Annotated in this window: 11 protein-coding genes; 6 read left to right on the top strand and 5 right to left on the bottom strand. The window is 70.1% G+C overall.

The features are described from left to right. Window positions 1-52: 52 nt before the first annotated feature. Genes E4M00_RS14285 through E4M00_RS14265 form a run of 5 tightly spaced genes read right to left on the bottom strand, consistent with a single transcriptional unit; the run spans window position 53 to window position 5,602 of the window. On the bottom strand, window positions 53-1,384 hold the full coding sequence (locus E4M00_RS14285; RefSeq protein WP_135121157.1) for a DUF58 domain-containing protein: 1,332 nt from the start codon (window positions 1,382-1,384) through the stop codon (window positions 53-55). Window positions 1,385-1,387: 3 nt separating this feature from the next. After that, on the bottom strand, window positions 1,388-2,377 hold the full coding sequence (locus E4M00_RS14280; RefSeq protein ID WP_135121156.1) for an AAA family ATPase: 990 nt from the start codon (window positions 2,375-2,377) through the stop codon (window positions 1,388-1,390). After that, window positions 2,374-3,660: a DUF4350 domain-containing protein gene (locus E4M00_RS14275; protein ID WP_135121155.1), complete on the bottom strand. Its 1,287-nt coding sequence runs from the start codon at window positions 3,658-3,660 to the stop codon at window positions 2,374-2,376. The genes E4M00_RS14280 and E4M00_RS14275 overlap by 4 nt, the downstream gene beginning before the upstream one ends. Next, window positions 3,657-4,337: a DUF4129 domain-containing protein gene (locus E4M00_RS14270; RefSeq protein ID WP_135121154.1), complete on the bottom strand. Its 681-nt coding sequence runs from the start codon at window positions 4,335-4,337 to the stop codon at window positions 3,657-3,659. Before E4M00_RS14270 ends, E4M00_RS14275 begins: the two co-directional genes overlap by 4 nt. Beyond that, window positions 4,334-5,602, bottom strand: coding sequence for a hypothetical protein (locus tag E4M00_RS14265; RefSeq protein WP_135121153.1), 1,269 nt, complete (start codon window positions 5,600-5,602; stop codon window positions 4,334-4,336). Before E4M00_RS14265 ends, E4M00_RS14270 begins: the two co-directional genes overlap by 4 nt. Window positions 5,603-5,735: 133 nt before the next feature. Here E4M00_RS14265 and mtrA point away from each other — a divergent pair, with 133 nt between their 5' ends. The 6 genes from mtrA to secA all read left to right on the top strand — a co-directional run bounded on the left by mtrA (window position 5,736) and on the right by secA (window position 14,375). Then, window positions 5,736-6,416 carry an MtrAB system response regulator MtrA gene (gene mtrA / locus E4M00_RS14260; RefSeq protein ID WP_056164459.1) on the top strand — a complete coding sequence of 227 codons (681 nt, stop codon included), beginning with the start codon at window positions 5,736-5,738 and terminating at the stop codon, window positions 6,414-6,416. Window positions 6,417-6,422: 6 nt separating this feature from the next. Beyond that, window positions 6,423-8,108 (top strand): MtrAB system histidine kinase MtrB, encoded by a 1,686-nt coding sequence (gene mtrB / locus E4M00_RS14255; protein WP_135121152.1) that lies wholly within the window; start codon window positions 6,423-6,425, stop codon window positions 8,106-8,108. After that, a complete protein-coding gene (locus E4M00_RS14250) occupies window positions 8,101-9,792 on the top strand; it encodes an LpqB family beta-propeller domain-containing protein (protein WP_135121151.1) in 1,692 nt (563 codons plus the stop codon). Before mtrB ends, E4M00_RS14250 begins: the two co-directional genes overlap by 8 nt. A gap of 95 nt (window positions 9,793-9,887) precedes the next feature. Then, window positions 9,888-10,619 carry a ComF family protein gene (locus E4M00_RS14245; RefSeq protein WP_135121150.1) on the top strand — a complete coding sequence of 244 codons (732 nt, stop codon included), beginning with the start codon at window positions 9,888-9,890 and terminating at the stop codon, window positions 10,617-10,619. 122 nt (window positions 10,620-10,741) lie between these two features. Next, window positions 10,742-11,413 (top strand): ribosome hibernation-promoting factor, HPF/YfiA family, encoded by a 672-nt coding sequence (hpf, locus tag E4M00_RS14240; RefSeq protein WP_056164447.1) that lies wholly within the window; start codon window positions 10,742-10,744, stop codon window positions 11,411-11,413. A 160-nt stretch (window positions 11,414-11,573) separates the two neighbouring features. Beyond that, window positions 11,574-14,375: a preprotein translocase subunit SecA gene (secA, locus tag E4M00_RS14235; protein WP_135121149.1), complete on the top strand. Its 2,802-nt coding sequence runs from the start codon at window positions 11,574-11,576 to the stop codon at window positions 14,373-14,375. The last annotated feature ends 65 nt before the right edge of the window (window positions 14,376-14,440 follow it).

Below are 14,440 nucleotides of genomic sequence, written 5' to 3'. Positions count from 1 at the left end.
AAAATAAGGCCAACGCTGGAACTCGGGCATCCGACGGCCGGATCAGGCACCCCTAGAGCCGTCCGGCCGCCTTCAGGGCGATGTAGCGATCGGCCAGCGCCGGGGGCAGGTCGGCAGGCGCTCCCGTGACGACCTCGCCGCCCAGGCGCCGCATGGCGGCCGAGACCCTGGCGACGTCGAGCAGGGCGCGCTCGGCAGCAGCGGCCCGGTACACGGCCTCCAGGTCGTCGCGGTCCGACACGGCGGCGAGCGTCGCCGGGTCGGTGACGGATGCCACCAGCACGGTGTGCCGACGGGTGAGCTGCGGCAGCATCGCCAGCAGGGCCCCCGACGCGCCGGGGGCGTCGATCGAGGTCAGCAGCACCACGAGGGCGTGCCGGTTGGTGATCCCGCGCACGAGCGCGGGCACGCCGGCCCAGTCGGCCTCGATCAGCTCGGGTTCGATGACGGCCATCGAGTCGACCATGCGCGAGAGCAGCTCGGCGCCGGCCGCCCCCTGCACGCGGCCGCGCACCCGCCGGTCCCATGCGACGAAGTCGACCCTGTCGCCGGCGTGGGAGGCCAGGGCGCCGAGCAGCAGTGATGCCTCGAACGCCGTGTCGATGCGAGGCTCGTTCTCGATGCGGGCTGCCGCGGTTCGTGCCGAGTCGACGACGACCACGACGCGGCGGTCGCGTTCCGGTCGCCAGGTGCGCACCATGAGTCGTTGCGGCGCGGCGCCCGAGACGCCTTGACGGGCCGTGGCGCGCCAGTCGATGGAGCGCACGTCGTCGCCGCGCACGTACTCGCGCAGGCTGTCGAACTCCGTGCCCTGGCCGCGCAGCATGACGGCCGTCCGCCCGTCGAGCTCGCGCAGGCGGGCGAGACGGGACGGCAGGTGCTTGCGAGCCGTGAACGGCGGCAGCGCCCTGATGCGGCCCGGCGCCACGAGGCTCGCCTGGCGAGCGGCGAGGCCGAGCCAGCCGAAGCTGCGCACGGTCACGGTCTCCACTCGGCGTTCCCCGCGGCGGAAGGGCGTGAGAACGACGGTGACCCGCCGACGCTCCCCGGCGGGGATGTCGATTCTGGAGCGGGTGACGGATGCGCCGGCCGACGGCTGCCAGGCGTCGCGCACGACGCCGCGCAGGCGCCGCGTGCCGCCGTTCGTCAGGTACAGTTCGGCCGCGACGCTTTCACCGAGCCGCACGCGGGCCGGCAGATCGCGCGCGACGGTGACCGAACGCGGCGATGCTGCCGTCGCCAGGTCGATGCCGGCGAGCACGACGGCCAGCAGCACCCATCCGGCGAGGACGAGCGCGGCGGAGCCCGGGGTGACGCTGTCGATCAGGATGATCGGAAGCACCCCGAGGGCGAGCAGCGCGACGAAGCGACCTGAGAGAGTCATGGATCAGATCGGAACCTGGACCTGCTGCACGATCGAGGCCAGGATGGCGTCGACGGCAACGCCCTCGAGCTCGGCCTCGGGTCGCAGCTGGATGCGGTGCCGCCAGACCGGCACGACCATCGCCTGAACGTGGTCGGGTGTGATCGAGTCGTAGCCCGAGAGCCAGGCCCACGCCTTGGCCGACGCGAGCAGCGCGGTTGTTCCACGCGGGCTCACACCGAGCTTCACCGAGGGGCTGCGCCTGGTCGCGCGAGCGAGATCGACGACGTAGGCCAGCACGTCGGCACTGACGCCGACCGAGGCCACGGCGTGCTGCGCAGCAGCGAGTTCGGCCGCCCCGAGCACCGGCGTGACGCCGGCCGCGGCGAGGTCTCGGGGATCGAACCCGGCGGAGTGCCGCCGCAGCACCTCGACCTCGACGTCGCGGTCGGGCACCTCGAGGACGAGCTTGAGCAGGAAGCGGTCGAGCTGCGCCTCGGGCAGCGTGTAGGTGCCCTCGTACTCGATGGGGTTCTGCGTCGCCGCGACCAGGAAGGGCTCCGGCACGGGCCGCGAGACGCCGTCGGCGCTCACCTGGCGCTCCTCCATGGCCTCGAGCAGGGCCGACTGCGTCTTCGGGGGCGTGCGGTTGATCTCGTCGGCGAGCAGGATGTTCGTGAACACCGGGCCCTCCCGGAACTCGAAGTCGCCGGCCTTCTGGTCGTAGACGATCGACCCGGTCACGTCGCCCGGCATCAGGTCCGGCGTGAACTGCACGCGGCGCGTGTCGAGCGAGAGCGCCGTGCTGAGGCTGCGCACCAGGAGGGTCTTCGCCACGCCGGGCACGCCCTCGAGGAGCACGTGTCCCCGGGCGAGCAGGGCGATGAGCATGCCGGTGACGGCACCGTCCTGGCCGACGACGGCCTTGCCCACCTCGGTGCGAACGCGGGCGAGCGCGTGGCGCAGGTCCTGCGCCACGGGCTGGTCGGAGACGGGGGAGGACGGATCGGTCATGAACCCATTCTTTCTGTCGAGGGTGGAGCGGACGCCGGAGAGCCTGCGGCGCCGACCTCGGTGGCGGCCGTCACGGCCCGCTCGAGGTCGACGAGCCGGCCGGAGAGATCGACGAGGGCCCGGTCGGATTCGGGGCGGGCGTCGACGAGAGTGTCGCGCACGTCTGCGAGTCGAAGGCCGGTGACGGATGCCGCCGCCCCCACGATCTCGTCGACCGACGCCGTGCGCGCCAGCCCGAGTCGCGCGGCGAGGCGCCCGATCGTGCCGATGCGGAGAGCATCCGCCGCCCGAAGCCGGGAGGAGGTGCGGGCGTAGAGCCTGGCGCGGCCCTCGCGGGTCTCGCCGGCATGCACGGTCACCGGCAGGTTCTCCACCACGAGCGACCCGAAGCGGCGGCCCTGCCAGACGGCCGCGGCCACCACGACCAGCGCGAGCAGCACGACGACGGGCGTGACCCAGTCCGGCGAGAGCTCGCCGAGAGTGGGAGCCGCGCCGCCCACGACGTCGGCGAGGGTGGGCTGGTACCAGATCAGGGTGGAGTGCTGCCCGAGCAGAGACAGAGCGAGCGCCGCGTTGCCCTCGGCCGCGATGGTGTCGTTGCGCAGCTGCGAGCCGTCGGCCAGGAGGCTGAGGGTCGAGCCATCCGCCTGCTGCTGCAGCATGGCCCAGGAGTCGTCGCCGCTCGCGAAGCAGCCCGTCCAGTCGGCAGTCGCCGCATCGACGGCGAGGGACTTCTGGCCGAGGGTGGCCGTACCGGCTCGCTCCGCGGCGGGAACGCTGCATGCGGCCGCCGCGGTGTCGTCGTCCGGCTTTCCCCCGGCGCTGACAGCGCCGGCCGAAGCGGCCTGCAGGGTGGCGAAGTCGGGGTCGGCGACGACGGTGTCGACGGCCAGGTCGACGACCGCGTCGAGCTGGTCGGCCTCGAGGTAGCCGCCGGGGTCCGAGAAGAACAGGGTGACGTTGGTGCTGTCTCCAGCGATGTCGCGTGCGGCCTCGAGCGATCCGACGGGCACCACGTCGACCCCGGAGTCGCGCAGTACCTCGACGACGGCCTTGCTTCCGGCGAGTCCGGGACTGTCTGCCGCGAGCGGGATGCCGGCCGCTCCGCCGTCGCCGCGCACCAGAGCCGTCACGATGACGAAGCCGACGGCGATGATGCCGAGCACCACCCAGAACACCCCGCGACGGGCGGCCTGGCGCACCGTCGGGGTCACGGACGCCGTGCCGGGGTCGGCCTCGGGAGTCGCTTGCGTCGAAGAAGTCGAGAAGTCCGTCAGAGTCATCGCGGAGCCTCCGCCGAGACGGGACTCTGCACGGATGTCGTGGCCGGGCGCACGGCCCGCACCTCGTCGTCGAGGTCCACGAGCAGGACGTAGTCCTCCGAGGTGCCCGCTGCACCGAGGTAGCGCACGCCATCGAAGACGCGGGCCGCGCGATCCAGCCGGGTCCGGGCGTCGGGGAAGGCGAGGGCGGCGCGCCTGGCGAAGTCGTCGGCCGTCGTGCCGGGGTGCACCGACACGGCGGCGCGGTCGGATGCCGTGCGGGCGATGGCCCTGAAGCGCTCGACGATGGCCGTGGCGAAGTCGGAGCCGGCGGCGGCAGCGGCCGAGGCACGGCGGATGTCGTCGGCGCTGCGTGAGTCCTCGTCGCCGAACAGGGCGCTCACGTCCTGTCGCGCACGGCGGTTGAGGCGGGGCAGGCCGTAGATGAGGAGGGCGCTGACGAGAGCCGCCACGACCAGCACGAGGAGGATGGCCGGAAGCACGGGGCCGGCACCGTCGCCGCCGTCGGAGAACAGGCTCACGAACCAGTCACGAACAGCCTGCGACAGCTGGTCGAACCAAGTCGGACGCGCGGCCTGGTACTCGGCCTTGGACAGCTCGTCGAGCAGCAGTCGCCTGGCCTCATCGGCGCTCGGGTCGACGGGGACCTCGAACGCCTGGTGCAGGCCACCGCTCATGCTGTCGCGGGAGAGAGCCGGTCGGCCGGGAGATACGGGTCCGCAGCCTCGGTGCCGGACTCGCGCGCCTCGACCGCGCGCTGCAGATCGAGGTCGAGAGCCTCGGTGCGGATGCGCCGGTCGATGTAGAGGAACGCAATGGTTCCCGACTGCACGACCGAGGCCACGGCCCCGATGATGATGGTGACGAGGAGCACCAGCCCGTTCGTGATGATGAGGAACGCCACCTGATCGCCGGAACCGTTCGGGTCGAGGATCGTGGTGCCGAAGCCGACCAGGATCGACAGCGGCGCCGTGACGATCTGCGCGATGGTGTTGACGATGACCGCGACCAGCAGGTTCACGCCGAACACCTTCCAGAACGCTCCACGCACCAGCACCCACGACCGCCGGACGGCGGCGAAGATGCCGAGTCGCTCGAGCACGATGGCGCACGGCACGAGCAGGGTCTTGGTGTAGATCCAGACCGAGAGCACGAGCAGACCGATGCCCGCCAGCACCGAGTATGCGATGCCGAGGCCGAGGAATCCCTCACCCTGGGCGAAGATCAGCACCGCGATGAGCACGAGAAACGCGAGGGCGAGCGTGAAGCCGATGCCCAGCAGCAGGAGCCAGCCGACGAGGGGGAGCACGCGGGGCAGCACGCGCTTCCACAGAGCTCCCAGGGTGAGCTTCTCGCCGAGGGTGGCTCGCGCCGCCTCGAGCACGATGACTCCCTGCAGCAGCGCTGACGCGAGCAGCGAGACGGCGAACAGCACGACGCCGACCAGGATGCCGAGGCCGACGGAGCCCGCGATCACCTCTGATTGGTCCGCGACCGAGGCATTGTCGACCCTGCCGACGATCCAGAGGGTGAACGGCACGATGGCGGCGATCGTGGCCACGCCCACGATGCCCTGGATGAGCAGTGCGCTGCCGAAGGTGGCCTTGGGGTTGCGCTTGAGCATCTGGAAGGGCGCGCCGAGCAGGGTGCCGAAGCTGAGCGGTCGCAACGGGATGATGCCGGGCTTGGGCGGAGGAGTCCAGCCGGGGGCGCCCATGACGGGCTGCTGCATCCCGGGCTGCTGCCAGTCGGGCTGGCCCCACGCCGGCTGGCCGTACGGGGCCTGCGCGTACTCGCCGTACTGCGGCTGGGGAGGCTGTTGTCCGTAGCCCGGCTGGCCGTACGGCGGCTGCGCCGGAGCCGCCGGTTGCTCGGGCTGGGCGGCATCCGGAGTCGCCGGAACCTGGTTCTGTCCTGAGTGCTTCTCCGCGCCGTCCGTCACCCGTCCATGCTCGCATACGAGGGCAGCCGCGCCGTTGCCAGCCGCGACCCATGTCTCTCGACTACTGTGTGACTGAAGATCGCGCGGTCGGGCGATGAGAAGGATCGGATCGGCCTCAGTGGAAAACGGAACGATGAACGCACGCATTCTGGTCGTCGACGATGACACGGCCCTGGCAGAGATGATCGGCATCGTGCTGCGCGGCGAGGGCTTCGAGCCCTTCTTCTGCGCGGACGGAGCGCTCGCCCTCGAGGCCTTCCGGGCGTCGAAACCCGACCTCGTCCTCCTCGACCTCATGCTTCCGGGGCTGGACGGCATCGAGGTGTGCACCCTCATCAGGGCGGAATCCGGGACCCCCGTGATCATGCTCACGGCCAAGTCGGACACCGCAGACGTCGTCAAGGGCCTCGAGGCCGGAGCCGACGACTACATCGTCAAGCCCTTCAACCCGAAGGAGCTCATCGCCCGCGTGCGCACGCGTCTGCGCCCGACGCAGGCCTCGGAGCCGTCTCACCTGCAGATCGGCGACCTCACCGTCGATGCCGCCGGCCACGAGGTGCGCCGCGGAGACCGCCGCATCAACCTCACGCCCCTCGAATTCGACCTGCTGCTCGCCCTCGCGTCGAAGCCGCATCAGGTGTTCACGCGCGAGATGCTGCTCGAGCAGGTGTGGGGCTACCACTACAAGGCCGACACCCGCCTCGTCAACGTTCACGTCCAGCGCCTGCGCGCGAAGGTCGAGGACGATCCCGACAACCCGCGCATCGTCACGACCGTGCGCGGCGTGGGGTACCGGGCCGGCAGCGTGGCCTGACCCCTCATGACCGCCCCTGCGGCCGAGCCGCGACTGCTCGGCGTCGACTGGGCGAGCTGGGGCACGTGGCCGACGCGCACCGTGCGGCTGTGGCGCAGCTCGCTGCAGTTCCGCACCACTCTCATCACTCTCGGGCTCTCCGGCCTCGCCATCCTGCTCGCCGGGGTCTATCTCTCGGTGAGCGTGAGCAACAACCTGTTCCAGTCCCGTCTCGACCTGGTGCTCTCCGACTCCAGCCGTGCGACGGAGTCGGCCCAGCGCATCCTCGATGCCTCGGACGCCTCGGAACGCGATGCCGTGCAGGCCGTCCTCAGCAGTGCCCAGGCCTCCATCAGCGCGGCCTCGTCGAGCAGGCTCATCGCCATGTCGAGGGCGCCGGGCCAGCCCCCGTCCACCGACGCGCCGCTCGACTTCACCACCAACGAACTGCGCGGCAGCGTCATCTCCACCGAACTGCGCCGTCAGGTGCAATCGGATCGGGCAGGCCAGTTCTGGCAGTCCGTGACGCTGACGGACGTCGACGGCCAGGCGGTGCCGGGCATCGTGGTCGGCTCGCAGCTGCTTCTGCCGTCGGCCGGCTGGTACGAGGTGTACATCGGCTACAACCTGGCCGACGTGCAGCAGACACTGTCCTCAGTGCAGCAGACCGCTGCCGTCGCTGCGCTCGCCCTGCTGCTGCTCATCGCCGCCGTCACCTGGGTGGTCGTGCGCCTCGTCGTCACGCCGATCCGGGTGGCGGCCGAGACCAGTGAGCAACTGGCAGCCGGTGACCTGGAGGTGCGCATCCCCGAGAAGGGCGAGGACGTGATCGCCACGCTGGCGCGGTCCTTCAACGGCATGGCGGACAGCCTGCAGCTGCAGATCAAGGAGCTCGCGGACCTGTCCGAGGTGCAGCAGCGCTTCGTCTCCGACGTCTCGCACGAGCTGCGCACGCCCCTGACCACGATCAGGCTCGCCGGCGACGTGCTCTACGACCAGCGCGACTCCTTCACCCCCGTCGCCGAGCGCACGGTCGAACTGCTGCACACCCAGGTCGAGAGGTTCGAGGTGCTGCTGGCCGACCTGCTCGAGATCAGTCGCTACGACGCCGGATCGGTCGATCTCGCGCGGGAGCCGACCAACCTCGCCCACCTCGCGGCGGATGCCGTCGCCAGCATGCACACCCTGGCGGAGCGGAACGGCTGCGAACTGCAGCTCGTGGCCCCGGGCGGCCACGTCGACGTACTCGTCGACCCCCGGCGCATCAGGCGCATCCTCCGCAACCTGCTCGGCAACGCGATCGAGCACGGCGAGCATCGCCCCATCGTCGTGTCGGTCGATTCCAATGCGACCGCCGTGGCGATCGGCGTGCGCGACTACGGCGTCGGCATGACCGCCGAGGCGGCCGAGCACGTCTTCGACAGGTTCTGGCGCGCAGACCCGTCGCGCCAGCGCACCATCGGCGGCACGGGCCTCGGGCTCGCCATCGCCCTGGAGGACGCAGTCGTGCACGGCGGCGCCATCGAGGTGTGGTCCCAGCCCGACGCCGGCAGCAACTTCCTGATCGTGCTCCCACGCACGGCCGATTCACCCCGCGGAGACAGCCCGCTCGCCCTCGTGCCGGAGGATGCCGGAGCCACCGAGCCGGCACCGCCCGTCTCTCCCGTCGACGGGCCAGCGTCCCCTCAGCTGATCGGAGGCACCGATGCGTAGCTCCAGGCGTCTCGCCGCCGTCGCCGTCCTGATCGGCATCGCGTTGCTCACGGGCTGCGCCACCATCCCCACGTCCGGCCCGGTGCAGGAGGGTACGGGCTCCGACACCGACAACGCCCTCGAACTCGACCTCATCGCCCGCGGTCCGACGAAGGGCGCGACGCAGGAGGAGATCCTGCGCGGTTTCATCGACGCCGCAGCGACTCCGCAGGATCGCTACGCGGTGGCACGGCAGTACCTGACCGGCACGTTCGACGACGTCTGGGACCCGGATGCCGGCACGACGATCGACGCCGGCGGAGAACGGCAGTTCACCCCGGCAGGCGACCTCGCGATGTCGCTGTCCGTGACGCCGGAGGCCGCTGTCGGCCAGCACGGTGATTACACCGAGGACGTGCCCGACGCGCGGGTGTCGCTGCCGTACGAGTTCAAGCAGGTGCGGGGGGAGTGGCGCATCAGCAAGGCGCCACAGGGCACCCTGATCGACAAGGCCACCTTCCCGCAGGTGTTCAATTCCTATCCGTTGTACTTCTGGGATCCCACCTACACCGACATGGTGCCCGACCTGCGCTGGTTCCCGCGCCGGCTCTCGACGCCGACCCAGATCGTGCGGGAGCTGCTCGCGGGCCCGAGCGAGTGGCTCCAGGGTGCAGTGGTGTCGGCCTTCCCCGAGGGTGCGACGCTCACGGCGGACACCGTCACCGTACTCGCGCGAGACGCGCAGGTGCCGCTCAACAGCGATGCCCTGCGAGCCGATCAGGAGACCCTGCAGCACATGAAGCAGCAGCTCAAGGAGAGTCTCGCCGGCGTTCCGACCATCTCCAGCGTGACGATCCTGAACAACGGGATCGAGCGGGAGATCCGCGACCTCGCGCCCTACGAGATCCCCCGAGTCGACTCGCGCGCGCTGATCCTCCACGACGGGGTGTTCGGGTTTCTGCCGGCTTCCGAAGACACCCTCGTGCCCATCGACGGCCTCTCCGACGCCATCGCCTCGCTCTCGCCGTCGGCCGTCACGATGGGTGCAGGCCGGACGGCGGCCGCCGCGCTCGCCGACGGAGTCGTGTACAGCGTGCGCAAGGGCGACGATCCGGTGGCACGCGACGAGCGCAGTGGCCTCATCGCACCGTCCATCGACCCCGCCGGCTACGTCTGGAGTGTGCCGCGCGATGATCCTGCGGCCATCCGTGCCTACGGGCTCGACGGGTCGGTGAACGAGGTCGCCACGAGTTGGCCCGACTCGACGGGCATCGTCGCCCTCAGGCTGTCGCGAGACGGCACGCGCCTCATCGCCGAACTCGAGAGCGAGGGGCGCAGCCGCTTCGTCGCCGCAGCGATCATCCGCGGCGACGGCGGGCTGCCCTCGGTGCCGGTGAAGCTCGGCACGTGGATCCCGCTGCCGTCGGCCGAGGGCCTGCCCATCGACGCCTCCTGGGTCGACGACCTCACCGTCGCCTCCCTCACCCGGTCGGCCGACGGGGCCACCACGATCACCACGCAGCAGATCGGGGGCCCCAGTTCGGAGATCGAAGCCACGGAGGACGCCGTCAACGTCTCCGGTGGCAATACCGTGCGCGACCTGAGGTTGCTGCTCGGCAATGGCACCCTCGAGCAGCGGCAGGGTATCGGCTGGCAACCCCGAATCGACGACGTGCAGGTGCTCGCGACGCAGCAGGGCCTCTGAGGGCGGCCTCCTCCCGGCTGGCGGCTGCCGCATCCGATCTCCACGACGATCGTTCCTGGTGAGTCGGCTTCGTCGGCTCGGGCGAGAGTTGCTCGATGACCTCCAGAACGTCAGCCGCCGTTGTGACCGAGGCGCTGCGCGACGCCCTCGCTCTCGTCCTGCCCGTGGAGTGCTCCGGATGCGGCATGCCTGGCCGCGTGCTCTGCACGGCGTGCCGGCTGGTCGTCGTCGCCGACGTGCACCGGGCCGACCGCGACGGCATGTCCGTGCACTGCGCGCTCGACTACGGCGGTGTCGCGCGGCGGGTGATCGGCGCCTTCAAGGACGGTGGCCGACCCACCCTCGCCAGTGCACTCGGACCCGCGCTGCGGGAGGCGGTGCTGGCGGCCATCGTCGTGGCCGACATCGGCCCCGACTCCGTTGCGTCGGCAGCACAGGCCCCGCCCGATGCCCGCGGCCTCGAGATCGTCGCCGTGCCGTCGTCGCGCTCGGCATACCGTCGACGCGGCTTCAGCCCGGTCGCTTCCATGCTCCGGTCCGGAGGATTGCGGGCCAGCTCCGTGCTGCGCGTCGTGGGGGCGCACGCCGATCAGGCCGGCCTCGGCCGGGAGGAGCGCGGGGCGAACGTCGCCGGTGGCCTCGCCGTGCGTCGCGGTGTGACGGGCGGGCCGCATCCGCTCGCCGGCCGACGCTTCGTCGTCGTCGACGACATCCTCACGACGGGGTCGACGATGCGCGAGGCCGTGCGGGCCGTCAGGGCCGGAGGCGGGAGCGTCGTCGGCTGCGCCGCCCTCGCGGAGACCCGGCTGCGCGGTGGTCGAGGGTAGTCGCCGAACCTGAGTGAAACAACTGGTGACATCTCCAGCGGGGCGGGCTACCGTGGCCCTAAAGGCGTGAACGTTCGCCCTCGCAACAGCCGGGTGACACGCCGGATAACGGGGAGGTCGACATGGAGCTGAACATCGTCGGACGAAACGCGGGTATCACGGATCGATTCCGGGAATACGCCACGGAGAAGGCCGACAAGGTCGCCCACCTGGCAGACAGGGCCGTCGCGCTCGAGGTGAAGGTCTGCCGTCATCACGAGACGAACGGAACGAGTGGGAACGACCGCGTCGAATTGACGCTCATCGGCAAGGGGCCCGTCGTTCGGGCCGAGGCCGACGGATCAGACAAGTACGCGGCCTTCGACGTCGCCTACGGCCGACTGCTCGAGCGCGTGCGCCGGGCCAAGGACCGTCGCAAGATCCACCGGGGGCAGCACCGCCCCACATCCCTCCGCGAGGCGACGGACGGTGGCTTCGAGGCCATCCACATAGCGCCCGCGTCGTCGGAGGTCCTGGAGCGCGTACGCACGGGATCGATCCCCGTCGTCGAAGGCGCTCAGCCGGCCGGCGAGCCCGAGAGCGAGTACGACTACAGTCCCGTCGTCATCAGACGCAAGCTCTTCGCCTCCGTACCGATGTCGATCGACGACGCGCTCTACAACATGGAGCTGGTCGGCCACGACTTCTACCTGTTCTTCGACACCGAGACCAACCGTCCGAGTGTCGTCTACCGCCGCAAGGGCTGGGACTACGGCGTGATCGGACTCGACGAGAACATCGAAGAGGCCAGCTGAGGCACCGCCCGCCTCGGCATCCGTTCGGGGGTCGTGGGTCAGGCGAATCACAGTTCGCCTCCGTCTACCATTGGTAGGGTTGCCCGTTGGGTGATGACCCGCGCATCCGAGCGGATGCGAGGCGTGCGTGCACGCCGTACTGACTATCTGGAGTGCATTCGTGGCCTCAATCCTGGAAAAGGTCCTTCGTGTCGGCGAGGGGCGCACGCTCCGCCGCCTGGAGAACTACGCGAAGGCGATCAACGCCCTCGAGGACGACTTCCGAGCCCTCAGTGACGAGGAGCTCAAGCACGAGACCGTCGAGTTCCGCGAGCGCTACGGCAACGGCGAGTCGCTCGACGACCTGCTGCCCGAGGCATTCGCCGCCGTACGCGAGGCCGCTCGGCGCACGCTCGGCCTCCGGCACTTCGACGTGCAGCTCATGGGCGGCGCGGCCCTGCACCTGGGCAACATCGCCGAGATGAAGACCGGTGAGGGCAAGACCCTCGTCGCGACGACGGCCGCCTACCTCAATGCCATCACCAGCCGCGGCGTTCACGTCATCACGGTCAACGACTTCCTCGCGAGCTACCAGTCCGAGCTCATGGGCCGTGTGTTCCGCGCCCTCGGCATGACGACGGGATGCATCATCGCGGGCCAGACGCCCGAGGTGCGCCGTGAGATGTACGCGTGCGACATCACCTACGGCACGAACAACGAGTTCGGCTTCGACTACCTGCGCGACAACATGGCCTGGCAGGCGCAGGACATGGTGCAGCGCGGCCACTACTTCGCAATCGTCGACGAGGTCGACTCGATCCTCATCGACGAGGCCCGCACCCCGCTCATCATCTCGGGTCCGGCATCCGGCGAGGCCAACCGCTGGTTCAACGAGTTCGCCTCCCTCGCCACCCGCCTCGTCCCCGGCGAGGACTACGAGGTCGACGAGAAGAAGCGCACCGTGGGCGTGCTCGAACCCGGTATCGAGAAGGTCGAGGACTACCTCGGCATCGACAACCTGTACGAGTCGGCCAACACCCCGCTCATCTCCTTCCTGAACAACGCGATCAAGGCCAACGCCCTGTTCAAGCGCGACAAGGACTACGTCGTCATGAACGGCGAGGTGCTCATCGTCGACGAGCACACCGGCCGCATCCTGATGGGACGCCGCTACAACGAGGGCATCCACCAGGCCATCGAGGCCAAGGAGAAGGTCGCGGTCAAGGCCGAGAACCAGACCCTCGCCACGGTCACACTGCAGAACTACTTCCGCCTCTACTCCAAGCTCTCCGGCATGACCGGTACCGCCGAGACCGAGGCGGCCGAGTTCATGTCCACCTACAAGCTCGGCGTCGTGGCCATCCCCACGAACAAGCCGATGGTGCGCATCGACCAGTCCGACCTCGTCTACAAGAACGAGGAGGTCAAGTTCGCGCAGGTCGTCGAGGACATCGTCGAGCGTCACGCGTCGGGCCAGCCCGTCCTCGTGGGAACGACGAGCGTCGAGAAGAGCGAGTACCTCTCGCGCCTGCTCGCCAAGAAGGGCGTGCGCCACGAGGTCCTGAACGCCAAGAACCACGCGCGTGAGGCCGCCATCGTCGCCCAGGCCGGGCGCCTCGGCTCCGTCACGGTCGCCACCAACATGGCCGGCCGTGGAACCGACGTCATGCTCGGCGGAAACGCCGAGTTCCTGGCCGTCTCGGAGATGAACGCAGCGGGCCTCAGCCCCGTCGACACTCCCGAGGAGTACGAGGAGAAGTGGGACGAGGTGTTCGCCCGCGTCAAGGCCACCGTCGACGAGGAAGCCGCCAAGGTCGTCGAGGCCGGCGGACTCTACGTGCTCGGTACCGAGCGTCACGAGTCGCGTCGCATCGACAACCAGCTGCGCGGTCGATCCGGCCGTCAGGGCGACCCCGGCGAGAGCCGCTTCTACCTGTCGCTCACCGACGACCTGATGCGCCTGTTCAACTCGGGTGCCGCCGAGGCCCTCATGTCGCGTGGTGTTCCGGACGACGTCGCCATCGAGTCGAAGGTCGTCAGCCGCGCCATCCGCAGCGCGCAGTCGCAGGTCGAGGCGCGCAACGCCGAGATCCGCAAGAACGTGCTCAAGTACGACGACGTGCTGAACCGTCAGCGCGAGGCCATCTACTCCGACCGCCGTCACATCCTCGAGGGCGACGACCTGCACGAGCGCACGCAGAAGTTCCTCGAGTCGGTCATCGACGAGGTCGTCGACCAGCACACGGGCGAGAGCACGGGAGACGACTGGGACTTCGACGCCTTCTGGGCGGAGCTCAAGACGCTCTACCCCGTCGGCGTCACGATCGACGAGGTCGTGGCCGAGGCCGGGGCGAAGGGTCGCATCAACCGCGACTTCGTGCGCCGCGAGATCCTCTCCGACGCCCGCATCGCCTACCAGAACCGCGAGGCCCAGCTCGGCTCTCCCGCCATGCGCGAGCTCGAGCGGCGTGTCGTGCTGTCGGTCATCGACCGTCGCTGGCGCGAGCACCTCTACGAGATGGACTACCTCAAGGACGGCATCGGCCTGCGCGCGATGGCACAGCGCGATCCGCTGGTCGAGTACCAGCGCGAGGGCTTCGCCATGTTCCAGCAGATGATGGGACAGATCCGCGAGGAGACGGTCGGGTTCCTGTTCAACCTGGACGTCGAGGTGAACCAGGGTCCCGGCGAGGTGTCGGCGCCGCGCGTCGCGGCCAAGGGCCTCGGCGGCATGGAGGCGCCGGCCGAGAAGCTCAGCTACTCGGCTCCGAGCGACTCCGGCGGAGTCGAGGTGCGCAACCAGCGCGGCCAGATCCAGCAGGCGGCCACCGAGCGTGCCCGCCGTCAGGTCGCGGCCTCACAGCCGGCGCCTGCAGCCGACGAGTCCTCCGCCCGTGGTGCCTTCGGCCAGAAGTCCGCTGCTCCGGATGCCGCCCCGGCCAACCGCGCCGAGCGACGCGCCCAGGACAAGCGCAAGGGCTGACCCCGCCGCATCCGTCGCCGACGAACGCCGCCCCGATGACTGCTCCTGCAGCATCCGGCGGCGTT

This window comes from Orlajensenia leifsoniae, assembly GCF_004570845.1.
GTDB classification, from domain to species: domain Bacteria; phylum Actinomycetota; class Actinomycetes; order Actinomycetales; family Microbacteriaceae; genus Orlajensenia; species Orlajensenia leifsoniae.
This window is presented reverse-complemented; position numbering and strand designations above follow the sequence as displayed.

Coding starts and splice junctions, on each gene's coding strand:
- E4M00_RS14275 (WP_135121155.1), bottom strand. CDS start 3,660: ATGACTCTGACGGACTTCTCGACTTCTTCGACGCAAGCGACTCCCGAG.
- mtrA (WP_056164459.1), top strand. CDS start 5,736: ATGAACGCACGCATTCTGGTCGTCGACGATGACACGGCCCTGGCAGAG.
- hpf (WP_056164447.1), top strand. CDS start 10,742: ATGGAGCTGAACATCGTCGGACGAAACGCGGGTATCACGGATCGATTC.
- E4M00_RS14250 (WP_135121151.1), top strand. CDS start 8,101: ATGCGTAGCTCCAGGCGTCTCGCCGCCGTCGCCGTCCTGATCGGCATC.
- mtrB (WP_135121152.1), top strand. CDS start 6,423: ATGACCGCCCCTGCGGCCGAGCCGCGACTGCTCGGCGTCGACTGGGCG.
- E4M00_RS14285 (WP_135121157.1), bottom strand. CDS start 1,384: ATGACTCTCTCAGGTCGCTTCGTCGCGCTGCTCGCCCTCGGGGTGCTT.
- E4M00_RS14245 (WP_135121150.1), top strand. CDS start 9,888: ATGACCTCCAGAACGTCAGCCGCCGTTGTGACCGAGGCGCTGCGCGAC.
- E4M00_RS14280 (WP_135121156.1), bottom strand. CDS start 2,377: ATGACCGATCCGTCCTCCCCCGTCTCCGACCAGCCCGTGGCGCAGGAC.
- E4M00_RS14270 (WP_135121154.1), bottom strand. CDS start 4,337: ATGAGCGGTGGCCTGCACCAGGCGTTCGAGGTCCCCGTCGACCCGAGC.